Raw genomic sequence first — 25,945 nt, 5'->3', positions numbered from 1 at the left:
CTTTCTATCCTTTTACGGCGCCAATGGTAATTCCCTTTACAAAGTACCTCTGGAAGAACGGATACAGCACCAGAATTGGCAATATTCCCACAACAGCGATCGCCATTCGAATGCTGGTGCTTGGCAGCTCGGTGGTTACCTTCTGGCCTACGTTGCTTGAGCTGAGAAACTGGATATTGCTCAGAATGCGGTTTAGTACGTTCTGCAGACTAAACAGATTCTGATCAGTCAAGTAGTATAATCCATTTGTCCAATCGTTCCAGTAGTTAATCCCGACCATGAGACCTACCGTTGCCAGGATCGGCAAGGAAAGCGGAAGAATGAGTTGAAAAAATACTTTATATTCCCCCGCTCCATCTATCTCCGCGGCTTCGATCAATTCCGGCGGGATGTTGTTTGAAAAATAATTTTTCATAAGCAGCACGTAAAAGGCGTTCATTAATAAATTGGGCAAAATCAAGGCGAAAATCGAATTTTTAATATGAAAAAATCCAGTCCACATCAGATAGGAAGGCACCAGCCCCCCGTTGAAAAGCATGGTGAAAAACACGATGAAGGAAAACATATTTCTTTTCGAAAAGTCTCTTCTTGAGAGCGGATAGGCAAGCAAGGATGTCAACAGCAGCCCCAAGCTTGTGCCGACAGCGGTTACCAGAAGTGTAATCCCGTAGGCCCTCACTAACATGTTGCTTTGTTGAAACAAGTACTCGTAGGCGTTCAGACTGAATTTCTCGGGAAAAAATGAGTAGCCGTTAAGGGTTAGAGTCGTCTCTTCCGTAAAGGAGGAAATCACGAGCAGCAAAAACGGCAAAATACTTGCCAGTGCCAAGATGGACAATATGATGTTAATACTGATTTGAAATATCGGTTGCTTATTGGTTAACTTCTTCATCTCTTCACCTCTTAGAAAAGCGCATTGTCTTTGTCTACTTTCCTGACAATAAAATTGGCCAGGAGAATCAGTATGAATCCGACCACGGACTGGTACGCGCCTGCGGCCGAGGCCATTCCGATGTCGTTCATCTGAAGTAATCCACGGTAAACATAAGTATCGATAACATTGGTCGTATTGTAGAGCGCTCCGGAATTCATCGGGATCTGATAGAACAAACCGAAATCCGCATAGAAGATCGTTCCTATCGACATCAACACCAAAGTAATAATGGTAGGTTTAAGCATGGGCAACGTAATAGAGATAATCTGTCTCCATTTTCCGGCTCCATCGATTTCTGCAGATTCATAGAGAGATTTATCAATACCGAGAATCGACGCAAGATAAATAATGCATGAATACCCCAAGCCCTTCCAAAGGTAGATGATGACTAGGATAAAGGGCCAATAAGAAGATTCCATATACCAGGAGATAGGTTCTATGCCGAACAAAGGCAATATCGATTTGTTGATCAAACCGGTGTCGACACTTAGAAAGGCGTATGCAATATACGCGACGATAATGATGGACATTAATTGCGGCAGTAGCAGCACCGTTTGATAAAAACGGGACAGAAATTTTCTGGAAAGCTCACTTAACATAATGCCGACTGTTACTCCAAACACCGTTCCGAGTATAATAAATGTCGCATTGTACAAAAGCGTATTTCGCGTGATCACCCATGCATCCGATGTGCTGAATAAATATTTGAAATTTTCTAACCCTGCCCAACCGCTATGAAAGATGCCTTGGGCGTAATCAATATTCTTAAATGCAATAAAAAGACCGGTCATCGGGATATAGTTATTAATCAACAGATACAACAGCCCAGGCAGCATCATCACATACATGGGCAGCATACTTTTTCTTTTCTTAATCGTTGTGTTCAAAGCAATCCTCCTTCCTTCCTTTTGCATGTCTGGATGAAATGGGGTACAACTAAGCAGCTATAATATCTGCATAGTTGTACCTGATGACAAGATGATTTTACTTCTCGTTTGCGGCAAACCAGGCATCTAGCTGCTTCTGTTTTTCCGCGATAATCTTATCCAGCCCTGCCGCTTTCAGCTTCGCGTTAAATTCCGGCAAGTACTTGTCAGGGTCCAAGCTTCCCGTATCGAGCCCCGGTCTGTATTGATCAATAACATTATTAACATTCGCGATTTCCGTCTTTACCTTCGAACTGTCATAAGAGAAACCGAGAGCGATGGAGATCGGCGCCGTTTTATTGTTTTCTTCGAGAATATTGTAGTTATTCGGATCATTGCCGTCCCATACATGGGCGATCAGCTGGTTACCCATCAACCAATCCTGGCCGAAGGCATAGCCTGTATTGCTCGCATTCACACCGCTTGGGTAACCTATTGTTCCATCCTGCTTCTTCTCGTAATGCATGCCCTCGATGCCCCAGTCAATCAAGTTAACAACATCGGCATTCGTATAGGTCAAATTCAGGAATTTCATAGCTGCTTCCGGATTTTTTGAGGTAACCGGTATAACCCAGGTCAGACCTTGAATGATTCCCGAAGTAATCAAAGGGTCCTGCAGCTTCTTCGTGACAAACGGATGTCCCGTGTTTCTCGCCAATTGGGCATCCAGGCCAACTTCGCCGTTCGTAAATTCCGAGAAACCTTTACCTGCTTTGAGCAAATTAACAGCACTCTCGTTTGATGTTGCCGCATCCTTCAAAATATATCCCTTTTGATACCAGTCATTCATCGTTTTCAGGATGGATGTATATTCTTCCGTCTCAAACAAATTAACAACCTTGTGGTTATCGTTGCCAAGAAGCACCCCTAAGCCATCGCCCAGATTATCGTATGTCGATTGAAACAATAGCGATGCCGGCGACAATGTAACGTTTCCTATCCCGTTAGGAATAAGCATAGCCATTTGAGGTTCCTTTTCGGATATCACCTCGTAAATCTTGGCAATATCGTCAATCGTATTCACGCTGTCAATACTTAAGCCGTATTTGTCCAATATGTCTTTTCTCATCGCAATATTTGGGACGGCTGCTTTGCCATTTCCAACGGTTACGCCATAGACTTTTCCATCAACCTTTGTCCCTTTCAAGAAGTTGTCTCCCACAGCAGATGTGATCCCCTGACCGAGACTGTCCATTAAATCCGTCATATCCAGCAGCTGCTTCTGGGCTACCATGTTGTTGAAATTACCCAACGTTGGCATCACGTCAAGTTTCTCTCCGCTGGTGACCATCAGATTGATTTGCTGTCCCCAGTTTCCGCCGCTGATCGGCAGCAGCTTTGCTTTCACATTAATTTCTTTGATCGATATTTTGTTAACCTCGTCTTCAATGCGCTGCATGTCCGCTGGTATGTTACCAAAAACGGGATAAGCGTATACGATTTCGACAGGCTTGACGTTTTTTTCTGTTTCTTTCGAATCATTTTCGCCTTTATTGCTGCCGCCGTTTCCACCGCTGCAGGCGGAAACAAGCAAGGCAACCATGGCTAACAGTGTTATCACTTTTCTTTTCTTTTTCACCTTGATTTCCCCTTTGTTAACAATTACCGTACAAACAACCCTAGAATTGATGATTAATCAGGTTCTCTGTGACAGGTTACCATCATTATATAAGCGTTTCCGCCTGTTACTCTTTAAATCCTCAGACCTCTGTTGGACGTTTTCCGACCACGATCCGGAACATGCTAGACGTTCATACAAAAAAACAAACCCCAGATAGCTGGGATTTGTTATTATCCGACCATATTTATTCATTTTCCGACTTTGCGCTCTGTTTTCTGAATTCCGAAGGGCTGCTGCCGACTGCTTTCTTGAATAGCTTGGAGAAGTATGTGAGATTATCATAACCGACTTCACTAGCCACCGTACTAATTGGCAAATTCGAATCGTTCAACAAAATAATCGATTTTTTGATTCTGGCATCAGTCAAATATTCGATGATCGATAGTCCCGAAGATTTCTTGAATATTCGGGTCAAATAATCGGGATTAAGGTATACATGATTGGCGATGTCTTCTCTCGTGATGTCGTTCTTCAGGTTCGCCTGCATATATTCCTTCACTTTCCCGATAACCGACTGTGATTTAGCGATCTCTTCCGTGTAACCGACCGCCTTGCCGATAAAATAGTGAATCCAGTTTCTCATATGATCGATATTGCTAACAGAATTCCGGTACAGCTCCTGCGATTGCGGGTCCTTGAAAAGTTGATGGGCTTGAACTTCTTTTTGCTGCAGGAAAGCATACACCATTTGCAGCACATCATGCTGCACAATGCGCAGGACATCCAGATTGAGTTTTTCCTCGGTTGCCAAAGCATGAAGATAACCAATGATTTTCTGTTGCAATTTTTCTATTTGGCCCTGGTGCAGCATGACCGTACACTCTTGAATAAGGGTCTCCAAAGCGGCGATTGGAGTATCGACATCACGATCCCACTCGTTTAAATCAAAGATTTTGCTCGTTAAGGCGACATTGTTTTTGTCGATTTCCAGCAGTTTTTTATAGCTTTCGGAAAGCTGCTCGCCGTAAACGAAGTCGCCTATATAACAGCTTACACTGCATCCTAAGTAGGTATTGCAAGCAGCAATGACTTCCTTGCATACCTCCTTTATCTCTTCCTCATGCCGCTTCCTATTCTTAACCTCCGGTAGGATGGCTATCATTTGACCGTTCAATATAAAGAGGGAGCTTGAGTTCACATTTCCGAATATGATTTCACCCGCAATATTTTTCAAAGCGTAATCGAGCAATTGATGGTTCCATGCGTCCAGCTTCGTTACGAGTCTTTTTTTGCTGATCAATACTAATCTATACCGTTCATCCGTTTTATACTCAACATTTCTTTTTTTTGCGTTTTGTGCGATTTCCGTAGGGTTATTTGGGAGCTGTCCTTGCAATAGATCGGACCAGAAGCTTTCTTCTATCATCGATTGGTTGTTAATCCAGTACTCCCCGTACTCGCTGTATTCTTTTAACCGTTTCGTTGAGGAAATCTTGGACACGACTTTGTAAATAACCTGCTCCAAGTCTTCGAATGGGATCGGCTTGACCAAATAATCGAAGCTTCCAAGCTCAATCGCTTTTTTGGCAAATTCAAATTCGGCATGACAAGTGAGTAAAATACTTTCCGTATCAAGAGAATGCTCTTTGATCCACGCAAGCAGCTCCAATCCATTGCCCTGCGGCATCTCAATATCGCAAATTGCGATGTCTATTGCGTTCGTGGACAAGATCTCCTTGGCTTGCGTAATATTGTGAGCCGTATAGACTTCATTAATCTTGAGCATGTCCCAGTCGATGCTGTGTTTAATAGCTCTGACGGTCTGGATTTCATCATCAACGATTAAAATATTCATTTTGAATCGGCTCCGTTTCTGTCGGCAAAATTATCATGATTCGTGCACCGGCGTTGTTGCTTGCGGTTAAGCTGGCTTTGTTTCCATACATCAGCTTGAGCCTTTGTTTAATATTCCAGATCCCGATACTCACTCCGTCATCTTTGTGGTGATCGTTATCCGAATTAATATCGTCCAGAGCCTCGGCTGAGAATCCTTTCCCGCTATCTTGGATCGTGATGCATGCAAACTTGCCGTTCTCCTGTTCAATCAAAGCCATATTAATGTATACCGTTATCGGTTCGTACATCGTAAGGGCATGCTTCATGATATTCTCGATAAACGTATGCAAAATAAGCGGCGGCATTTGCAAGTTCATCAACTGCTGGTCGGCATCGACATGGCAAATCAAATTTTCCCCTGAGCGGATCTTCTGGATTTGAAGATATGTTTGGACATGCTTTAGCTCATCCTTGAATGGGACAAGCGTAAAATTCCCCCTAACCATATACCTTAAATAATCCGACAAACTCCTGACCATGTCCTGAATCAACGAATAGTCCTTCATTTGAGCCATACTATAGATAGTGTTGAAGGCATTCAGATAAAAGTGCGGCTTGATTTGCATCTGAAGATACTGGAGCTCCGCTTTCTGCTTATGAATTTGCTCTTCATAGACGTCAATCTTGAGCTGCTGAATCTGTGAAGTGAAATGATTGAATGTATCAATCAGCAGCATAAATTCATAGGGATGCTCTTCTACTTTAATGTTATAGCTTAGATCCCCGCCTTCAAACATTTTGATGGCGTGTTTTATTTTCGTTACCGGCTTGAATATCCATTTCATCAGTATGACGAAGGTTAGAGGTATACACAAAATCGAAAGCAAAGCGATGCTAATAATAACGATCTGAATTTGGTCAAGCCCTTCGAGGATGTTGTTTTCGCTGTCTACGACCGTTAATCGCAAGTCTCCCCTCTTTGAATCCTGCCCAATCACCATGTAGTTTTTATTCGTACCGGTAAAGTAATAGCTGCTTAAATCTCCCGACAGGTCGATCTCATAACTTCGAATGAAATCAGCGTTATTTAACGGCACTCCTACCGAAGAAGCCATAATAAACGATTCCTTCTGACTAAGATCCAAATCATTAATGTATTGAATAAAAGTATCCAGGTTTATCCAAGCACCTACAAACACACTGCCTATATTTAAGATTCTGAACATGTAATTGGAGGAATCAACCGGTGATGAAAACCACTTCAACCCGCTAAGGCTTCCGCCATTATCCATCTTATCCGACGTATACTCCGCAACTGCAATTCTTTCATCGTAGCTGGTGCGTGAACTAAAGGAATATAAGTAGTCCTTCGTCGTGCTTGAATAGACAAAAATCCCGTCAACCAGTTTATAGGTACCGATGGCCCTTACAATATCTTCTTTTAAATTAACTTTCGCGATCTCTCTCGTGCCGGAATCGTTATTCTCCAGATTAGAAATGCTCATATCGTAACTTAACGTTTTGACTAGGTAATCATCCGCACTTTTCAATTCAGAGTCGATCTCGTTCATGTATAGTGCAATAGTATCCTTCTTGGACTCGGATACTTTCTTGTGCAGCACATTTATGGAATACCAATTATCGAAGATGAGGAAGAAGATCAGCGGAATGATAATGAGCTGCGAGCCAATCGTAAGCTTGAAAGTCAACGTTTTGGTTACGTTTTTGTGTGGGAGGAATCGCATGATTTCATCTGCTTTCGTCGTTTTTCAGGGCCTTGCAGCAAAAAAATCCTGTCCCCTTATTATACATATTTAAGTTTGCAATGCTCGATTAGGTATAATTAGTGGCTATGAATGCTTAAAAAGCAGCGGCGGACTAGGATGATAAAGTCCATCCTAATCTGCCGCTGCTTACCCATGCACCTTTTAGAGCGCTAGTATATTGCTTTAGGTTACCACGACCCGTACACGGCAGAGATTCAGTACTTGAGTGTACTTGTCATTTCCTTCTCTGCTCGACGCAGCCCGCAATACCGGGAAGTATGTGCCCGGTTTGGAGAACGCATACGACGCCTCGATAACAACCTGTGAGCCGTCTTCATTAACGCGGCTGAAAGTTCCTTCGATCGGATAGGTGCCTTCCCCTTCAAAATCCCATTCGGCAGACACGATCTTACCCGTATTCGGCGGTAACTCGATATTTGCCGAGAAGGAGACTACCTCACCTACTGAAACATCGGCACGCAGACCCCCGTTAGCTTTTAGGGTAACGACCGGTTGAATCCCTTTGCGCTGGGCTGCTTCCGGAGGGACGCTGACCTGACCGCTGGCGATCTCGTAGTCGGTGCTTGCGGGAGGAGCGACGCCTCTTTCCACCCAGGCGCTCAGATCGCGAAGCGCCTGATGCAGCGCGCCGAGATAGCTAACGATATGCAGATCATCCAGCGTATCGTAAGAGTCAGCATGTATGGCGTGGTCAATATACCAAAGCCTGAAACGATCATCCAGCTTCTCGCCCAGCGCTTCTTTGACTTTGGTTCGATACCAATCGGCTTGCCAAGGAAACGCGCTTTCGTCCATCAGTGTTTCCACGACGATCATCTTTCCTTCGAAGCGGCCGCTTTGAACCGAGCCGGCTCCGCCGAAAGCGATGGCCGGCCCAAGCAGGAAGGGACGCTGCGGATACAGCGGCTGACCGTCTTTATCAAGGTACTGGTCCCAGACGTAAAAATCTGGAGTCGGTACTTGATGACGGTGATAGGTTTGAAGGGCGATATAATCCGAGTTATCGAGCATGATCTCGTCTCCCGGCTTGATTTTATCCAAATATTGCACCGACTCGTGAAATCCGAAAGCCGATCCAATCGTAACGACATCACCGTTGATCTGACCGATTGGCACCTTCTGACCAGCGGCCTCGCCGCTGGTAAAGACGATGTAGGCTCCGTCTATATATAGATCCCCGCTAGGCGCGCTCTCCAGCCGGAATGTCGGAGCGGACATGGATCCGGAAGCACCCTGAAGCGATTTCCAGGCCTCGTCAACGCCCATCATCATCGATCGATCAGAATCTGAGTCTCCTTGCTTTTCGTGCCGAATGACCTCTGTTATGACGGTCTTGTAATGAAGGCGTACCCTAGAAGCCGAGCTGCTAGGGTCAGCGCCAAGGTAACCAGGTACCGTCCAGAAATCCTCGAAATAGGAGGGGTCACTCTGGAACACAGCGGGAGAAAGAACCGACAGTGCACCCTCACCAATCTCGTTATAGGCGAACCAGGTCTTAGGCGGAAAACCCATCCGGGTCACTTCTTCAAGAGCCTGTCTTTCTTCTTCATTCAATCCTGCATACATATCCCCGCTTCCTCCGGGCTCCAGTGCGTCAATAATGGAAGGAAACTTATCCTTGAGGATACGCATGGCATGGACGCGTACCGTAAAGTTATAAGGCATTGCCATTGGCGTTCCGATTACAAATGGCACCGCGCCATCCCAAACGCCTGTTTTGCTTTCTATGCAGCTTATGGTCTTGTATCCGCCGCCGCTTCCGCCATAAATATAGCCGTAAGGGCGATGGGGGCCATACAGCTCGGCTGCTTTGACCCGCGAATACTGCGCCACGGCTGCGCTGGCGCGATAAACAAGAGTAATGTCAGATGACATTCCGCCCATGTTGGATTCTACAAAATAAGCGCCGCTGGAAACGGAAAAGCCAATTGCGCCATCGTTGCCTTGGTTTGCGTTTTCACTGCCTTGAACAGGCGAGACGAAATGAAAGAAACGTCTCTCATAGCCCTCCTCAGGCGGGTAATAGAATGAAAACCTGGTGCCCGTCCCCTCGAATCCACCATGGATGTACCGATGGCGCACCGGCAAATCCCGCCATTCATCGATGTCCACATAGGGCCGCTGGAACTGAGGGTCTTGTGTTCCGTCATAGAGCGGGGCAACTGGTTGCGAAGCGTGAAGTTCCATAAATAATCCCCCTCCTCGTCTGTTTACAAAACCTGAATCATTATGCTCTTTGGAGCGCATCCTTCTGCCGACGCGGTTACCGTAATCGTACCCGCTTCCATTATGGAGCGGACAACCGCGAGCACCTTGCCGTCAAACGTTGTTCTTTCCGTATCATAGAAATTCTCCTGGCTCTTCGGATTCGCGCTGCCAAACCCTTGCAGCGTTCCCGGACCTTCTACCGTAATGGAAACTTTTCTGTCTTCTGCAGTCTGCAGGACTCCGTTTTCGTCTGTAAAGGAAATCATAATATGAGCCAAATCCGCCCCTGATGCTCGCAGCTCATCGCGATCATTTTCCAGCTTCAGCTCGAGCCCTGTACCAGCCGTCTTCAGCACCATACGGCCTGTTTCTTCTCCATCGACATAAGCAACAGCTGTAAGTTCACCAGGCATATACACCGTATCGAAAATAGCTTTAAAACGGTTCGCCTCTCCCACAGCTGCTTTTCCGATAGAATCGCCGTTTAACAGCAGCTCCACCTCTTCGGCATCCGAATAAACTTCAACCTTCACAGCGTTATCTTCCGAACCCGGCCATGTCCAGCTGGAGATCGAATCGCTCCAGGACCAAGCCGACTTCATAAATTTCTGATTGTAATGCTGCGGTCTTTGAACGGCAATGTAAGGCTCATTTCTGAGGCCCCATACGATTTCACGATAATAGGAGGCCGGTCTGCGATTCCCGATAATGTCAATATCCCCGCAGTACGCGACATACCATGGATACGGGCCATAAATTGCTTTGCTTTCATCTAACGTGTAATCGATCTTACCTATACCCGCTTCGCCAAGATAATCCCAGCCTGTCCAGACGAAATCGCCGATGATGTGACTATTCGCCTTGGTCATCCTCCAGTTGATATCAATATCATTAGGCATCGTCTCCGTACCGCAAATAATCCGGTTCGGGTACAGCTCCTTATCCATCTCATATCTGCCATTCATATAGTTATAACCAGCAAAATCGACTGCTGCAAACGCTTCTTCCGTCACTGCACCTACACTTTCATGCTTAACGATTTGGTTCATCTTTCCCATTAAAGTCGTCATCACCGTATTAATCTCGTTAGAATCGGGCTGCTCTGCACTAGCCGCTGCTTCTTTATTTTCCCCGGCGAAGCTGGCCATGATTTCACCCAGTCGATCCATAATACACAACCATCCATTAACGGAACTGGTGATAAACCTTGTTCCATCCAAGGAACGGAGCTTCTCGGCTATTTGCCGGTTCATGCTGGCTCCATCCCCGGTTGCAACTTCCCGAATTTCATTGCCAATCGAATACATGATGACGCTTGGATGATTGTAATCTTTGTCGATCATCGCTTGTACATCTCTCTCCCACCATTCCTGGAAATACAGGCCATAGTCATATTCCGTTTGGCACGAATTCCACATATCGAAGGTTTCATCCATCACCAGCATGCCGAGCCGGTCGCAAGCATCAAGCATCGCCTTGGATATAGGCTGGTGAGCGCTTCTAATGGCATTGAATCCGGCTTCTTTCAATATTTCAACGCGCCGCTCTTCTGCTCTCTCCAACGTACATGCACCTATTACGCCATTATCATGGTGAATACAGGCCCCTCTTAGTTTAACGACTTCGCCATTGATTCTTAGACCGTGCTGTGTATCCAGCTGCAGCTTTCTAATGCCGAAATGGTTCCTATCTTCGTCAACTACTTTGTCATCTACAAGGATCTTCGAATAGCAGTAATATAGATTCGGCTCATCTACCGACCATAACTTGGGCTCTTGAACATACAGCCTTTGTCTAACTGTCACTGACTCTCCAGAAAAAATAGTTAAAGGCGTCTTGTCCGATGCAACGATGCTGCCATCCGCATCCTTTATCTCTGTCAAAACATATGCTTTCTGCGTTGCGATCCCATCGTATCGAACGACGGTACTAGTTTCTACAACGGCCTGATCTTCTGCGATGTCCGGCGTTGTAATCCTGACCCCATCCTCCTTAATGTGAAGCAGTTCACCAATCATCATATTTACATTGCGGTAAATTCCGCTGCCCGTGTACCATCTTGAATTGGGTTCTGCGCCATTTTTCACAAGAACCTTGATTTCATTGTCCGCGCCCCATTTCAAGAAGCGGTTGGCCTTCACGTAGAAGTTACTGTAACCGTAAGGACATTTCCCTGCAAAATCTCCATTGATGTATACCATTGCATTCATATAAACGCCTTCGAACTCGAGGACGATGTTTTTGTTCTCGCATTCCTTTGGAGCGTACCATTTTTTCTTATAAGTATAATTTCCACCCGGAAAATAACCCGTATTGTGCTGGTTGCCACAGTCTTGGTCTCTTTCTTCAAGAACCATCGCATCATGAGGCAAGGTAATTTCCATTTCCGGAGCCGATCTCGAAAGTGAAAAACTTATCGTTCCTTTTGAAAAGCTCCATTTTTCATTAAAAGATTTCCTCAACATGTTATTACTCCTTTCAATTAAACTTCACTCACTTCCCTCATCATATTGCAATGCAGGAAAGGTGACTAACGATATAACGACAACTTGACTAGTGTTTTTTCGACTTTTTTTAAAACAGACCACTCCTTAAGAATAAAAAGAGGCTGCCCTCCGTCATCATCGATGACTTTTGGACAACCTCTTTGTAATTAGCTTATTTCATTCTGCGAGGACAGTAAATTCAATAGACTCAACCACTGGTTACGTACTGGACCTTAATCTGCACGAAGCGTAAAACGATGATGACCAAGAGCAATCGAACCCTACTTCCATTCATCATACTAAGTACAGAAAAAGTCCCGAGAAATATTCCTCGGGACTTAATAGTTCTAACTTTAATGTCACTGGACAAATAAAAATCCTGTTCGGTGAAAATAAAGTATTAGACTGGAGTCTTTGATTTAACGCGAATTTAAAATTGAAAAATCTTCAGCTTTTGAAAAATAAGTTTTAGACTGCCGCTGTTATCATTCAACTATCGTACCGAGGGAGCTTAATCATTTTTTGATTTTACAAATGAAGAAAGGGTACTCATGAAAAGCTTCGTACAAATTCTTTTGTTCTAATTGATAATTCGTATGTTTCAAGTATTCTTCTAACATATCTAACGAAGAGTATTTTAAGTTAGCCATAAACATAAGGTATCCACCGGTATTTAATAAGCTAAAACACGAATCTAAACACCTCTTGAAGTCACCAGTCTCGTTGATTGCAGAGCCTAATAAGGTTACAATATCAAATTTCTCTTTAGGTAAGTCAGAATCGAATATACTTTTACACAGCACTTTAGAAGGATGAGGATGACCTTCCCGTTGTTGTCTATAAGCGAATATTTCGCAAATTTCGTTGTTAATATCAATACTTGTTATGTTCCCTTTGCCCATTAGCCAATATCCGAGGTAATCATCCCAATCTCCTGTTCCAATCCCAATATTACAAACCTGAATACCATCAGTAACTGTAAATGTTCTTCTTATGTAATCCCTTGTTATCAATTCTGTATGTATGCATTGTGGGGATGAGTTCCATTCGCCAGCTTCAGGACTTTTAAGTTCAAGGTAATAGTTATATAACTTTTCGTCCATATTCATTGAGAAATGCCCCTCTATTTGTGTCCAATTTACAAATTAGAATTCGATACATTCCCTAAATATCCTTCCAGATTATTCAAAGTAACCTACCCTTTAGCTCAATGAAAATGGAGCAGCTACGGATCGCAATCTGCTCCATGATGCATTGAATTAAAGTTACCGTAAAGAACTCGCGAGCATCAAAAGTCAGCGTGAGCGCTTCCTCAAGTTGTTTGAAGGAAACGGCGTCGATGACGACCTGTTCTTCGTACGCCTCGGCGAGTTGAAAGACTATCAGTAACGGCTGTTGTCCCGGAGGAACGAGGTCGAGCGCCAACTGGAGGACAGCATGGCGGATTCCATTCCCCCTCCAGGTCATACATTTTGTGACCCCAAAAAGCTCGCAGAAGCCCGTTTGCGCCGATTTCGCCACCAAGCGTGCCCCTTCCTGAACCCATGTCCGGCAAAGCGCCTTTCCAAGCCTGCTGCGAGCTTTTTTCCAAAAAACTTGCCGTTACTTGTGATACGGTTCTCCGCGCTGTCTGTAACGGCAAGTTTTAAGGCCATCCTTTGCTGGATGACCTTTTCGAAAATCATCAAATTGAACTGTCGTTTTGCTCTAGGACAAATTGAATAACATCCATCGCAAATCTATCTGGTTCTTCAAAATGAGGCAAATGACCACTCTCATCATAAATCTTCATAAACCCGTTCCTAACGTCTCTTACAAATGTTTGTGTCTGCTCTTCACAAATAACGGGGTCATGTCTGCCTTTAATCAAAAGAGCTGGTACTGACAGGTCTTTAAGTTTGGGAAGTAATGAATCAAAAATACGCCCTTCGGCAATTAATTTGGAAAAATGTATGTTGCTACGTCTTCCAAACTCCTCCATCTGACTGTCTGAATAAAGCATCTTGGTGTAGTTATTACCGTCATTTGGTGTATAAACTTTCATTCTTAGTTCGCCTAATCCTTGACCTAATTCAATAAAAGCATTTAAGGTTTCGTGCGGTGGCTGATTCCCGTTTGCTACCGCCAAACATTCTCGTGCTTTTTCAACTTTCCCTATTGACTCGTATAGACTTGCAGCTTTTCGTAACCAATTCCTAAAGGATTTAATAAAATCAAAAGATGGTCCCTCCAAAATCAGGCATTCAATTGAGTTCGGATAATAGCTAGCATAGAGCACTCCTAAGAAACCTCCAAATGAATGCCCAAGTACAGACCATCTTTGAATACCTAGATTTTTACGAAGTTGCTCACAATCCTCCACCAAATCCTGAAGATTCAATGGTTCATCTTCCTCAATTATATCAGAACGCCATACCCCACGTTGGTCAATACTAATTAATCGAAGTTTGTCTGAAAGCCGCTGTGTCTGATGTAACATAAATTCATAACAACTTTCTCCTGGTCCACCGTGCAGGTATAAAAGCGATGGAGCATTTTCATTACCGTGAATTTCCACATACAATCGTTTTCCTCGAACCTCTATTAAAACGCCCTCCATAAATATCTCCTTTCTTGTAGAATGTATTAATTTCTACAATGCATATAAAATTCTGCATGTTTCGGGGGTTTCCTTTTTTCTACAATAATTCAATTCTCGCATCAAATTGAGAATCAGATATATATCATATCTGTGATTAAGCGTTAAGACCCCTTTTCGGGGGGTCATTTTCATTTTCAGGAGGGATGTAAGAATGAGGATCATCAAGTCACAACCGTTCCATCTTGGGCATCCGTGGTTCGCAGGACGATGCGGACGCGGTGCGTGGGCTTCTGTTCGCCAAGAGGGGGCTTTTGCTTTCCGCAAGCAAAAGTCCCCCTCCAGATACCGCATCGTTTTGTGACCTCAAAAAGCTCGCAGAAGCCCGTTTGCGCCGACTTTGCCACCTAGCGTGGCCCATCCCAAACCCATGCCCGGCAATGCCCCTTTCCAAGCCCGCTGCGAGATTTTCCGAAAAAACTTGCCGTTACTTGTGATACGGTTCACCGTGAATTATCCTACAATTTATCGCATAGATTAGCTTATTTACAGTTCTCTCGATGCTCCGATAACCCATTCTTTAATCGTAGTGTAGTGCGAAAGAAAGTACGTGCTGATGCTGAGTCAATAATTCTTTGGGATTTAACGGCAGACTCGATGGAGCAGGCCGCCACAATCTGCGCTGTCCGGCATTGATTTTTTTTCCAAAATAGGTTATTTTATAGACAGCTTAGCGATAAGCAAGTTCCTGACACGAAGGGAGATGTGTTTTAATGGCAACTACTTATATGGTGGTTTGGTCTTAAAACTGAATAGCAGGCATACGCGAAGAAAGCGGGAAAACGCCCGTATTATTTGGTATGCCATCCAAAGTAACCTTTCGTGAATATTGCTGTTTGCAGGATACGATGAAGGTCGTATCTTTTTTTGCGTCCTGATGCCGCGCGACAGCAGCTTCTTTAGAGGCTGCTTGTCCGTGGCATTTTTGCGTCCAAAAAACAACATTAAAGGAGCTAACAAAAAAACCATGATGGATTTGAAAACCTATGGCTACACAGAAATAGAAGCAATTCCCGACGGATTATTGCCCGGCAGGGTGACGGAGCTTCGACGCGAGCGCTTCACGGTCATGACCGAGCGCGGCGAAGTAACGGCGGTGCTCAAAGGAGCATTCTATCACAGCGCAGAAACTCGCGTAGACTTTCCGTGCGTCGGTGATTTTGTCTTGCTGCACTACAACGAGAGCGGAGATTCTCTCATCGTTACGGTACTGCCCCGCCGATCCAAGTTCTCACGCGCGGATTACTCAGGGCATGCCGCAGGCTATGCCAAAACCGTGCTGGAACAGGTCGTCGCAACCAACTTTGACTATGTGTTTATCCTTTCTTCTCTGAATTGGGATTTCAACGTTATCCGCATCATGCGGTACCTGACACAAGCCAGGCAGAGCGGCGGCCAGCCGGTCGTCATTCTGACCAAGGCTGATCTCGTTGAAGATTATAATCTCCCGCTCGCAGAAGTCACACAAAGCATCCCCGATGTGCCGGTTCACGCGATCTGCAGTCATACAGGCCTCGGGCTGAACGAACTCGATCCCTACTTGATGCCTGGTAAAACAGTCGTCTTTCTCGGCATGTCCGGCGTCGGTAAATCGTCTCTGCTCAATGTGTTGATAGAACAGGACGTAATGAAGGTTCAGGCGATCCGGGAGGTCGACAGCCGGGGGCGGCATACGACAACGCACCGTCAGCTGTTCATGCTCCCCTCCGGTGCGATGGTCATCGATACGCCGGGTATGCGTGAGCTTGGGCTTTTTGATGCCGACGAAGGCATACGCGCAAGCTTTACCGATGTGGAGGAATGGTTCCCGCAATGCCGATTTACGGATTGCCGCCATCAGGCCGAGCCGGGTTGTGCCGTTCTCGCCGCGCTTGCCGACGGTTCGTTGCCGCGTGAACGGTGGGAGCATTATGTTGCCCAGCAGTATGAGAACAAGTATGTCCAGGATAAAACGAGCTACCTCATCGACAAGAGGGCTCGAAACAAAACGATCGCCATGTGGAGCAAGCAAACGAAGAAAAACGGAGGATGGAACAAATGAATATTAAATTCGAAACGCTGATCTATGCCTTAAGCCGACGGTTCAAGAAGGATATCATCTCAGCCGACTGCCAAACCATGCCGTTACAGGGCGGAACTGTGGGAAATGTGTCCCTGGTAACGGGGATCGCCGAAACCGCGGATGGCGAAAAATTGCCGTACCGTATCGTGCTGAAAATCCAGAAGAAATGGGAGCGTTACGGCGATCCGGGTTCATGGCGCCGGGAATATGATCTCTATGCGTCTGACTTGGGATCGACGTTCTCGGATGCCTTCCGCTGGCCGACATGTTATCACGCCGAGATCAATACCGAAGAAAATGAATTCCAGCTGTGGCTGGAATATATCGATGGCGTAACCGGTATAGACTTGACCGGTGACATGTATGAACAGGCTGCGTTGGAGTTAGGACGCTATCAAGGCAAGCTGTATGCTCTGCAGCCCGCTGTGCTGCAGAGCTTGACCAACCTGAGCCATGCGGATCTCATGAAGAATACGTATCTGCATTACCGGTCATGGCCGGTCGTCTACGATTATATACGCTCGGAGGACTGCGGATTCCCGCAGCACGTGCGGCAAATGCTCATCGACATCGATGAGCATGCAGACGAGATACTCGCCCGTATCGAAAAATTGCCCCTCGTGCTATGCCACCGGGACTTCTGGGTGACCAACCTGATCTATGCCGACGGGAAAATCGCGCTCATCGACTGGGATACATCCGGATGGGGCTACCTGGGCGAGGATCTCGCAAGCCTGATTACGGATGAAGCGGATATCGATCACATGGTCGAATACTACCAGCGATGTGTCCCCGCGTATTACAAAGGCTTTTCGGAGTATGCGGATGTATCCCCTATCGCCGATCATTGCGTCTACGAGCTGATCCTTCTCGTATTCGGGTACAGGCTTGTGGAGTGGTATCTCCACACAGAAGACGATGACGAGAAGACGAAGCGTGTCCATACGCTCCAAAAAATCTATCAAATGAAGACCAGCCCTGCGCAAGGTTGACTCTAAAAAAAAGAACTCCGAAAACCCTTGAATATAGTGGGTTTTCGGAGTTTCTTTCATTACTCCCATTCGATCGTCGCCGGCGGCTTGCTCGTGATGTCGTAGACGACGCGGGGCATTCCAGTCGGTGAATCGACAGTGGAATTGACAAACGTTTACGGCATCACATCGGAAGCTCCGATGTACGTCATCGTTGCTGGAAACTTCCTGGATTCCTGACGATAATTAATTCTTAATAGCATAAATGTTATTGAGCTCCATGTATTCCGATTCAGATTTCAAGATTTCTACTCCTCCACGGTTATAATATCGATTGCTAATAACAGCCTCAAAGTGACTTCGTATTTCTTCTTCACGAATTGCAGTAAGGCAGAATAACTGAATCTTGTTTTTCAGTGCAAGCTCAATGATCGGTCGGACTACGTGTTCAGATGATGCAGCTCCGAATGGATTGTCAGCAACAATTGTTATCCAGACACTTTCTTTGCCGTGTAGTTTCTTACGGATGTGTGTCACAATTATCATAAACATAATCATATAGGAGGTGTATCGTTCCCCGCCTGACCAAGAGGCTGCCTCATCCCACGAGAAATATTCAACACCTAATTCAAGAAGTGTTTTCTTTCGCGGTTTAAAAATTTCAATGTAACAATTCTCCAAAGGTGAAATGTTCTTAAGGAGATTCATGCTATTCATTTGCTGCTCAAGGTATACATTTACTTCATCATCGGTTTTTCCCTCACCTTTCAGTCTTTTGAGTTCATAAATGATCTTCTCCACAAACAAGTTAGTATTATGTAGAGATACTTCCTTCGGATTAGCATCCCACTTGATTTTCACCATCTGTATCGTATTCCCAAATAGATCTACTTTCGAGTGCTTTGAAACTTCACAAATATTTTCATGAATAATAACGGCACGACGGTGCGCAATATCCACAAGATTATCTTTATCTTTTCTCAACTCAGTTAGCTTACTCTGTAAGTCATTTTCCATCGCGTCTAGAGCATCAAACACCTTCACAAACGCTTCGATAATGTAGTAATAATCAAATAGCTTCTCTTGCAATATGACAACAGAATTAAACTCGGTCGCAAATCGGCTTACCTTAGAATTGTTAGTCTCAAGTAGTGTTTTCACGTAGGATTCACATGCCTTTGTCACAGCGTTTCGCTGTGAATTCAAGCTATTCTTGGAATTCAAATATGCGCTAGATACAACAGTTATAGCCTCAACACGAGTATCTCCAAATGTCTTCCATTCTTGTTCGTTAAATATTGGCCTTGAAATATTACCAGTTGGTAATTCTCGCTGTGCTTGATAGCGATCGAGTGCAGAATGAATATCCTTCATAACATTGTTTTCCGCTTCTAAGCATTCTTCGTTCGCTTTATTATTTTCTCGGTTTTTCTTTATTGCTTCTTGAATCTCATGGATAGTCAAGGGTAACTCCCCTTCTCCATCACCATAAGGAGCCTTACCAAAGTCGTTACCGAGTGTAGAAATCATGTTATTAACGGTTCCTTCTGCTTTAGCAACTTCTATCTTTTTATCATTAAAAGATTCTTCAAGAGATCTAACGACATCTCTTTTATCATTTGTTTTCTTTTTGAGCTCTACCCTTTCACTCTGATAAACTGCTCGGTAATTCAGTTGTACCCAAGTAAACTCAAGCCCTGTATCTTCTATTACACTTTTGGCCTTATCCCTGTTTTCAATGCACTTCAATAGAAGCTCTTGCTTAGTCTCATACCCCGCATTCTTTTCGTTCAGTTCTTTTCGTGCCTTATCCAAGATAATTCGAATCTCTTGAAATTCTTCTTCTGAATAATCGCTTTCAAAACTGTACTCTTGATCTAACTGATATTCCTTTCCAATTTTAAGATGCTCATCAAGAGTTCGTTCCTTCTCTTGCATTAGAACTAACTGCTGCAAATTTTCCTCACGAAGTCCATCTAATTCAACTTCAATTTCATTTATTTTTGTGGTGATGGCTTCAAGCGCAAACTTCGTTGCCTTAAGGGTCGATATTTTAAAATTAACATCCGGTTCTGGGTATTTATCAATGAAATTTTTTAGATGTTCTGTTTTGAAATGTACTTTTTGTTGTTCTTGCCTGTATTCTTCTCTTTTGTTTTGTATAGAAGTCTGTGCTTTCCGTAGAGCAGCTATACTTTCTGTATTAGCTGAAAGTTCGTACGCGATGGAATTCAGTCTGTCTGTTAGCTCAGATTCACATTGAGCAAATCTCCTTGCAGAAAAGGCGTCATAGGTTTTAAAAAAATCTTTTGCAGTTCGAAACGTATCATCAAGGAAAAATAATTCGTGTTGATCTTGTTTAAGTCTCTCTTCCTTACGGTTAAGCTCCTGTTTTAACTCCCTAATCATAGATTCGATTTTCTCTCGGGAAGTAAACAGCTTTCCATCCAATGCCTGAAAGGCCATAAGGCCGTCTTGGAAAGATGCAAGGATAACTTCTTCATGAGATGTATTCACAGACAGTTTATTTTTAAGTTGAAATATTACTGGAATTTCAAACATTTCGCGGTTGTTCTTAATTCTTTGCATTTCACGAACAATCGTTGCTGTCTGAGCCTCCTCTATTAAAAATGAATAAGGGAGCAGCGGATGATTTTGCAAATATTGTTCCTTAGTTTCCTCATCAACGTTTTGGTCAGCTAACCACTCGCTTCCGAGCGTAACAAGCGTACCTCCTCGATATAGTCGGTTCTTAATCTCAAGAAGAGTATGATGGGGAACAAAGTATTCATTCTCAGTGAGATGTCTAATCTTTCTACGAAGCTCCTCTATCCCAACTTTAAGCTCATCCCGTTGGTAACCCCTTGTACTAATCTCTTTATCGAGCCAAGCAAGATCTTCGTCTTTTTCGGCAAACAAATCAAAAACCATTTTCCCCTGCTTGGTTAGGGTATCTGCAAGTATGGCATACTTGTTCTCATATTCCTGTGTTGCTGTTTGATTATCATTGCGCTCAGTGTGAATTATTGATTCCTCTAAGCTAAGTTCCTTCTCCTTAGAGTGACACGTGGAGAGTTCTTCCTCATATGTTTGAAGATGATCTGAACATTCTTGAATTTGAGCCTGGATTTCTCCCAATCTCTGAACAAAGTTTTCTAACAACATTGGGGGGCTATCAAGAGCGCCCGAATCACAAATATGTTTCGTCCGTTCCAACTCACTCTCATAGTTTCGTACGTACTCATTGAGAGAACCTATTTCATTTTGAAGCTCACCCTTGTCATTCTGACATCTATTAAGCTCAGCAATTGTTTTATCATATTTAATTTTAATATCTCCAATTTTTTCAGAGACTTCATCTCTTGCTTTCATCTTCTGATGAAGAATTGCTGACCAGACATCCTGCAGTTCTTCAGTCTTATTTCGAACGGTCTCCTCTAACTCTGGCTGGGTTTTTTTCATCATTTCTAGCTCTTGAGTGTAGGAGATGACAGCTTGGTTCTCCTTGTCATACAACGCATAATGCATAAACGATTGAAGTTCTTTTTCTTTTTGCTCAAGTACAATCAACTGTTGACGGTGGGATTTAATCTCCTCCTCATACCGTTCTGCTTCTAGTTGAAGCTCCTGCATTTCACCTCGCTTTGTTTGAATGTTAATACTATCCTTTTTCCAGTTCCAATCCTGAAACTCTTGAGAAATCCTCTTTTTCTCATCCTCCATCCTCCGCAAGGCTTCTGTAGATTTTACCTGGTGCATCTGTAACGTAGAGCGAAGACGTTCAATTTTCACCAGTTCTGAATTATGTATTTGCCTCTTATTCTCTAGCTCCTGAACGCTCGAGACGACCATTTCAGCCAAAGATTTAATCATTTTAAAGTCTTCAATATCACTCTGATATTCTGGAATGATTAGAAGGTTTTCTTTATATCCCTTGAAGGCCTCAATTATTTCCTTTTTATCCTCCTCAGTTTGAAAGATAGTATTTTCCATGGTAGGTACCAGCAACTTCGTGATCAACGTTTCCGTTGTCTTCGCTTTTTGAAAAAAGCCTTCTACCCCACCTTCATCACCGTTAATCTTTCGGATGCTTTCCCATTCTTCCGGGAGTATACCGTATAACATTAGGTTTTCCTTATACTTTTTATTAGAATCTGGGATTTCAACGTAGGGATAATCTAAACTGAGTAAGTATTTTCTGAACTCCGTATATCTTGTCACCATCTTATCCGTAGTAAAAGGTAACGTAGCAATATTGACTTCAGAGTCTTTCTCGTAAGTAAAAAGATAATTGAAATAATCAAGCTTGTCTTTATCCGTCTCTGCATTCTTAAAGCAAAAACCAGTCAATAAATACTTTTCTTTCTCTCCGTCTAGTAACCACTCTACCGCAATATGTCCATATGACTTTTTGGCATAGGTATCCTTTATATTTCGCCCAGCGAGACTCGAATTGGGTAGCACTGTTTGCATTAAGGTCTGGATGATGCTTGTCTTACCGCCGCCATTCTCAAGCAAAAAAATTGTATTCTTACCTCGCGGCTCCCAAATATTATCGGGAATAATCTTCTTCCCTTCATCAAACTTCAGGCCGACCGTACGAATTCGAGTTATGACTGGCATTTCAACCTCTCCCCTTTTGTGAATTTGTAATAAAGCGCATAATTCGTTCTTTTCGTCCAGTATTAAAATAATATTTAATAACAACATGATTAAGCTTTTCTGTAATTCTTACCTCTTTACCTTCCATGATAACGGCAAGTTCTTCCTTTTCTAAAAAAACCAGCACTTTATTTAAAAATCCAAAATGGTGCTTATCGTACTTTGATTTCTTTAGATTTTTAACCGTTTCATTAAACTCAGGCACAGAATCCCATGATTTAATAATTCCTTTTAGATCCAGTTCAAGATCCTCTGCAATGGAGGTTAAGTCATCCTCATCCAGTGACTTAAAATAATCCATACTCTTGCCCACTGTCTCTAATATTTCCTCAATTCGCACGTATTGTCGTGTAGATACTGTCTGGTCCATACTATTAAAGAATTTTGACAATAAAACCAGCATACAGAAATACGCCAAATAGAGATGCTCATTATTCTTCAGTCCCATTTCCTTACGCAGTTCTTCGTTCGTGTAAGAGAGTACTCGATTTTCCAAAGTAGGAACCATATATATAATACCGCTATCTTCATACTCAAATATTTTCACTTGTGCATTCGGTTCAATAACATCACGGATCATTTCTTGTATCTCAGCGCGCTTAAAAGTACCGTAGATCTCCTCATTATCTTTGGTAATACGTCCTTCTTTTTGCAGTGCAATAAAGACGGAGAATGCATCCGCAAATTCATCCTTGAGTGTTCCCATATAAATTCCCCTTTCGTATTGCAAAATCAGAAAGAACAAAGCCGTTCGGAAGAGTAATGACACTCCCATTCGGCTCGAAAGAAAAGTATCCTATGGCTTCAAGCTCCGGATATGCCTCTACAGCACGGGCTAAGCATCTAGGAATCACTGGTAAATGAGGAATAACCTCATGTTCAATTCGTTGGAATGACGTATAGTCGCTTTGATGCAGATCAACAAGGAAGGAGTAAAAATGCATCGTGTTTGTAAGTTCCTGATACAAGTCAAAATTCTCATTTTTTATATTTGAAAGGATATCGGAAATTGTAACACTACTGTTGGTAAGTATCGGCTCACCTAAAATACGAAGGTATTCTACCACTTTGGCTTCCATTTGTACTCGTTGCATCTCTTCAGCTTTTTCAATAATTAACATTTCCTCTTCACTGACTTCATGCACTTCTACATCTTGCTCTTGCTTGCGAATAATGCGCCGCTGCGGTTGAAATACTTCAAGAGGATTGAAAATAGGCTTTCTCCGGAAAGGTAATAAGGGATTTAAAATGATTTTTAATGTCTCTAAATCTATGGGCCTTGCGGAAATTTCACTCAAAATTTCGCGTTCGAAATTTAGTTTTACAGAAAAGGCATTGAGAATTAGCGATTCCATGGAGTGAGTCATGACCATCTGCAGCTTTTGTTTATCAGTAAACAACGATTCATGCACTGCGATTACACTCGCCAATTTCCGCTGAATTTGCATCACAAGCTCAATACCCTTAATTTCCTTCGCTGTAAGTTCGCCCATATGGTAACTATGGATTTTTTCATCCACTAGATTTTTCAAGCTATTGAAAACTTCTCGTTCCCGAGTTAATTTGTCGTGAACACTCTCAAGCTGTTTTTTCAGTAATTCTTTTTTTGAAACCGAAATGGCATCCTTAACAATTTCACCCTGTAAGTCGCGAAGAGCGAAGCGCTCTTTCTTAATTGCTATTGTAATATCGTTAATTGCATTTAGCGCTTCATGGAACAGTCCCTTTTGCATTTGCTGTTTGAAATATAGTTGAGCAATTGAGATTTGAAGCTCACCATACATTTCTTTCGTTTTAAAGAGCATTTCAATACCCTCGGTTGATAAACGGAGACTAATTTTCCGCTCTTGAAGCATGTCTAGGTTCATGTCCTCATCGTACTCAAATAACCGGAATGATATTATTTCCTTACTCTTCTGTTCCAAATCGAAATACTCAAATTCATGATTGCGACCAAAGTTTCGGAGGAATTCATCGACAAGGACATCCCGTAGTTCCTCGATTTCCTCGTTATTCAATTGGATGTCACACCGTTCCCATAAAGTAGTTTTTAGGAATCTGTGAATACCATCAGTAGTGGTAGGCCGATTCATCAGCATATTTTCCAAAGTGTAGAGCATGACAGCAATCGCCAGCGATACAAGAGGCAGTTCACGAAAACGAATCTTATCTTTCATATAAAGAATTGGTGAAAACACCCCTAAGTTCTTCATACGTTCCCGGAAACCAACGAAAATATTGTCGTAACTATCCATGCTATAAGTCTCCTTCGGAATGGCTTAGCTTTATAAAATCTTTACGATTCAATCCTTCTTGAGGAAGATATCCATTGCATTGTTCCACAATCGAGATAATACTTGTCCTTATGGATTCGTTGAAACATTCAAGGAAGGTCGCATAGGATAATGGTTTAGTTTTTGCCTGTTCCTTTTTACGTCGAGGCGGCACCCTATGTTCATATTTGCTTAACAATGCAAAATAGAATAAGAAAAAAGGTTGAACATCTACGGTTTTCTGTAGAGAAGAAAAAATACTCATCCCCTTAGGATCAATATCCCCGAAGTAGTGAACCTGATAATTAATATCTCTCAGCTCTTCGATCTCGTTAATATAAGAGAAGCTCCTTAGAATCTTATCCCCCTCCCCATAAATCAGCATGGAGAAGGGAATCTCTCCAAATGTGTAGATTCCTTCGATAAAGAGCCGTTTGAGTGTGTAATAAGTATCTTTATTTTCTACAATCAGAATGTGGTAAGATGATTTACTATTACAGGTACGACGGTATTCAAAAAAAGGCTCATAAGTAGGATAACAGCATAAATCATCTAAAGTTATACTGATTCGTTGGAGGGCTCCCCTGTTTTGGTCTAACCACTTTTCATCATAAAAAAGTTCGAAAGATCGTTCGTTAATCGAAATAACTTCCGTATCCCCAGTTTTTAGGAACTTATTAATTTCATCCAGATACGGTTTATCTATGATGAAAAGTTCATAATCTTTTGCGTAGGACGATAACGCCATTTTAGGATGATACTCATTGAGCAGCATTCGAACATATGCTTCTTCCACTGGCTCAGCTGCTTGTTCAATTTTCCGGTAAACATTGTATAGTTTCGTGCCTGTCTTACCTCTTGAGATAACAGGGGATATTACTCCATCACTACAGATATCTTCAATCGTTTTAACAAAAGCTGGAAATCCGCCTTCTCTTTCATAACGTAATTTATGATTACGTACCAGAAAGACTTCAAGATCATCTGCTCGGATTGTTTTAGGTTTATGTGTTTCGATAAATAGCGCTATCAGGTCTTTCAAAAACCATCACCCTTTTTAGTTGCGTTTGTGTGTGAGCTAATAGCCCAATGGAAAGTCATTGACGTATTTATCCACAAAATAAATTAGATTTCTTCACAATACCCATAATTTGAAATATGCCTTTATTAAATCACACCGACATGACGACACTCTGTCACTGAAGGTATGTTCTCACAAAACATATTCTGTAATATTTCGACAAATCACACTACAAGTCCTTGCCTTCCATGGAGTGACAGCTTATTTTAAATAACCCCGCCGTAAAGGCGAGGTAAGATGAGCATTCGCCACTATGCTCATTCTCCTCTGAGGGAAATACTGATTCTAGGAAGATATGAATCTGTTAAAAAATCGGGAAAATGAGTCGAGGAAACAACTGAAAGGCTCTTCACAGCCGGGAAAAAGACTACGGAAAGGCTTGAGAATACAGCTGTAGAGCGGCATTCTTCAAAAGGCAGATAGATGGTTTGGGAAAACTTCGAGGAAGAGCCTGAGATACAAGATGCTTGGGGAAAAGAGCTAGAAAATGCCGAGCGAAAATCAGGAGTAGCTACTTTAG

At 43.1% G+C, this 25,945-nt stretch carries 18 protein-coding genes and 1 pseudogene; 3 read left to right on the top strand and 16 right to left on the bottom strand.

The annotated features are described in order from the left end of the window. Positions 1-4 precede the first annotated feature (4 nt). The 10 genes from RCO25_RS07140 to RCO25_RS07095 form a co-directional block, all read right to left on the bottom strand. Complete coding sequence (locus RCO25_RS07140; RefSeq protein WP_308995450.1) at positions 5-892, bottom strand: carbohydrate ABC transporter permease; 888 nt, start codon at positions 890-892, stop codon at positions 5-7. Positions 893-903: 11 nt separating this feature from the next. Then, on the bottom strand, positions 904-1,827 hold the full coding sequence (locus tag RCO25_RS07135; RefSeq protein ID WP_374992075.1) for an ABC transporter permease: 924 nt from the start codon (positions 1,825-1,827) through the stop codon (positions 904-906). Positions 1,828-1,918: 91 nt separating this feature from the next. Then, positions 1,919-3,439 (bottom strand): ABC transporter substrate-binding protein, encoded by a 1,521-nt coding sequence (locus tag RCO25_RS07130; protein WP_308995448.1) that lies wholly within the window; start codon positions 3,437-3,439, stop codon positions 1,919-1,921. 226 nt (positions 3,440-3,665) lie between these two features. Further along, on the bottom strand, positions 3,666-5,276 hold the full coding sequence (locus RCO25_RS07125; RefSeq protein WP_308995447.1) for a response regulator transcription factor: 1,611 nt from the start codon (positions 5,274-5,276) through the stop codon (positions 3,666-3,668). Further along, positions 5,257-7,002, bottom strand: a complete 1,746-nt coding sequence (locus tag RCO25_RS07120) for a sensor histidine kinase (RefSeq protein ID WP_308995446.1) — start codon at positions 7,000-7,002, stop codon at positions 5,257-5,259. Before RCO25_RS07120 ends, RCO25_RS07125 begins: the two co-directional genes overlap by 20 nt. Positions 7,003-7,206: 204 nt before the next feature. After that, positions 7,207-9,231 (bottom strand): Tat pathway signal sequence domain protein, encoded by a 2,025-nt coding sequence (locus RCO25_RS07115; RefSeq protein ID WP_308995445.1) that lies wholly within the window; start codon positions 9,229-9,231, stop codon positions 7,207-7,209. 23 nt (positions 9,232-9,254) lie between these two features. Beyond that, complete coding sequence (locus tag RCO25_RS07110; protein WP_308995444.1) at positions 9,255-11,717, bottom strand: glycoside hydrolase family 2 TIM barrel-domain containing protein; 2,463 nt, start codon at positions 11,715-11,717, stop codon at positions 9,255-9,257. 536 nt (positions 11,718-12,253) lie between these two features. Then, on the bottom strand, positions 12,254-12,847 hold the full coding sequence (locus RCO25_RS07105; RefSeq protein WP_308995443.1) for a class I SAM-dependent methyltransferase: 594 nt from the start codon (positions 12,845-12,847) through the stop codon (positions 12,254-12,256). A gap of 76 nt (positions 12,848-12,923) precedes the next feature. Then, positions 12,924-13,262, bottom strand: coding sequence for a hypothetical protein (locus RCO25_RS07100; RefSeq protein ID WP_308995442.1), 339 nt, complete (start codon positions 13,260-13,262; stop codon positions 12,924-12,926). Positions 13,263-13,422: 160 nt separating this feature from the next. Continuing rightward, the gene (locus RCO25_RS07095) at positions 13,423-14,337 is read right to left on the bottom strand and encodes an alpha/beta fold hydrolase (RefSeq protein ID WP_308995441.1); all 915 of its coding nucleotides are present in this window, start codon (positions 14,335-14,337) and stop codon (positions 13,423-13,425) included. A gap of 193 nt (positions 14,338-14,530) precedes the next feature. On the opposite strand from RCO25_RS07095, the gene RCO25_RS07090 reads away from it, so the two are divergent. After that, positions 14,531-14,680 carry a hypothetical protein gene (locus RCO25_RS07090; RefSeq protein ID WP_308995440.1) on the top strand — a complete coding sequence of 50 codons (150 nt, stop codon included), beginning with the start codon at positions 14,531-14,533 and terminating at the stop codon, positions 14,678-14,680. A gap of 2 nt (positions 14,681-14,682) precedes the next feature. Here the strand turns inward: RCO25_RS07090 and RCO25_RS07085 are convergent, their stop codons facing one another. Next, complete coding sequence (locus RCO25_RS07085; RefSeq protein WP_308995439.1) at positions 14,683-14,823, bottom strand: hypothetical protein; 141 nt, start codon at positions 14,821-14,823, stop codon at positions 14,683-14,685. A gap of 469 nt (positions 14,824-15,292) precedes the next feature. On the opposite strand from RCO25_RS07085, the gene rsgA reads away from it, so the two are divergent. Together rsgA and RCO25_RS07075 are read left to right on the top strand one after the other, a co-directional pair. Further along, positions 15,293-16,417: a ribosome small subunit-dependent GTPase A gene (gene rsgA, locus RCO25_RS07080; protein ID WP_308995438.1), complete on the top strand. Its 1,125-nt coding sequence runs from the start codon at positions 15,293-15,295 to the stop codon at positions 16,415-16,417. After that, positions 16,414-17,430 carry a phosphotransferase gene (locus tag RCO25_RS07075; protein WP_308995437.1) on the top strand — a complete coding sequence of 339 codons (1,017 nt, stop codon included), beginning with the start codon at positions 16,414-16,416 and terminating at the stop codon, positions 17,428-17,430. Before rsgA ends, RCO25_RS07075 begins: the two co-directional genes overlap by 4 nt. A 59-nt stretch (positions 17,431-17,489) precedes the next feature. Here the strand turns inward: RCO25_RS07075 and RCO25_RS34785 are convergent. The 5 genes and pseudogenes from RCO25_RS34785 to RCO25_RS07055 all read right to left on the bottom strand — a co-directional run. Next, positions 17,490-17,555: pseudogene (locus RCO25_RS34785) on the bottom strand (GMP synthase (glutamine-hydrolyzing)); the annotation flags it as partial. Between the two features lie 100 nt (positions 17,556-17,655). After that, complete coding sequence (locus RCO25_RS07070; protein ID WP_308995436.1) at positions 17,656-22,032, bottom strand: hypothetical protein; 4,377 nt, start codon at positions 22,030-22,032, stop codon at positions 17,656-17,658. A 1-nt stretch (position 22,033) separates the two neighbouring features. Next, positions 22,034-22,777, bottom strand: a complete 744-nt coding sequence (locus RCO25_RS07065) for a DUF6063 family protein (RefSeq protein WP_308995435.1) — start codon at positions 22,775-22,777, stop codon at positions 22,034-22,036. Further along, positions 22,758-24,326: a hypothetical protein gene (locus RCO25_RS07060; RefSeq protein WP_308995434.1), complete on the bottom strand. Its 1,569-nt coding sequence runs from the start codon at positions 24,324-24,326 to the stop codon at positions 22,758-22,760. Before RCO25_RS07060 ends, RCO25_RS07065 begins: the two co-directional genes overlap by 20 nt. A gap of 1 nt (position 24,327) precedes the next feature. Next, complete coding sequence (locus RCO25_RS07055) at positions 24,328-25,386, bottom strand: Wadjet anti-phage system protein JetD domain-containing protein (protein ID WP_308995433.1); 1,059 nt, start codon at positions 25,384-25,386, stop codon at positions 24,328-24,330. Positions 25,387-25,945: the final 559 nt, after the last annotated feature.

It is taken from the genome of Paenibacillus sp. LHD-38, assembly GCF_031157315.1.
In the GTDB taxonomy this organism is placed as follows: Bacteria; Bacillota; Bacilli; order Paenibacillales; family Paenibacillaceae; genus Pristimantibacillus.
Note: the sequence above shows the minus strand (reverse complement) of the source record. Positions and strands in the feature narration are given on the sequence as shown.

Coding starts and splice junctions, on each gene's coding strand:
- RCO25_RS07140 (WP_308995450.1), bottom strand. CDS start 892: ATGAAGAAGTTAACCAATAAGCAACCGATATTTCAAATCAGTATTAAC.
- RCO25_RS07125 (WP_308995447.1), bottom strand. CDS start 5,276: ATGAATATTTTAATCGTTGATGATGAAATCCAGACCGTCAGAGCTATT.
- RCO25_RS07120 (WP_308995446.1), bottom strand. CDS start 7,002: ATGCGATTCCTCCCACACAAAAACGTAACCAAAACGTTGACTTTCAAG.
- RCO25_RS07115 (WP_308995445.1), bottom strand. CDS start 9,231: ATGGAACTTCACGCTTCGCAACCAGTTGCCCCGCTCTATGACGGAACA.
- RCO25_RS07110 (WP_308995444.1), bottom strand. CDS start 11,717: ATGTTGAGGAAATCTTTTAATGAAAAATGGAGCTTTTCAAAAGGAACG.
- RCO25_RS07105 (WP_308995443.1), bottom strand. CDS start 12,847: ATGAATATGGACGAAAAGTTATATAACTATTACCTTGAACTTAAAAGT.
- RCO25_RS07095 (WP_308995441.1), bottom strand. CDS start 14,337: ATGGAGGGCGTTTTAATAGAGGTTCGAGGAAAACGATTGTATGTGGAA.
- RCO25_RS07090 (WP_308995440.1), top strand. CDS start 14,531: ATGAGGATCATCAAGTCACAACCGTTCCATCTTGGGCATCCGTGGTTC.
- RCO25_RS07075 (WP_308995437.1), top strand. CDS start 16,414: ATGAATATTAAATTCGAAACGCTGATCTATGCCTTAAGCCGACGGTTC.
- RCO25_RS07070 (WP_308995436.1), bottom strand. CDS start 22,032: ATGCCAGTCATAACTCGAATTCGTACGGTCGGCCTGAAGTTTGATGAA.
- RCO25_RS07065 (WP_308995435.1), bottom strand. CDS start 22,777: ATGGGAACACTCAAGGATGAATTTGCGGATGCATTCTCCGTCTTTATT.
- RCO25_RS07060 (WP_308995434.1), bottom strand. CDS start 24,326: ATGGATAGTTACGACAATATTTTCGTTGGTTTCCGGGAACGTATGAAG.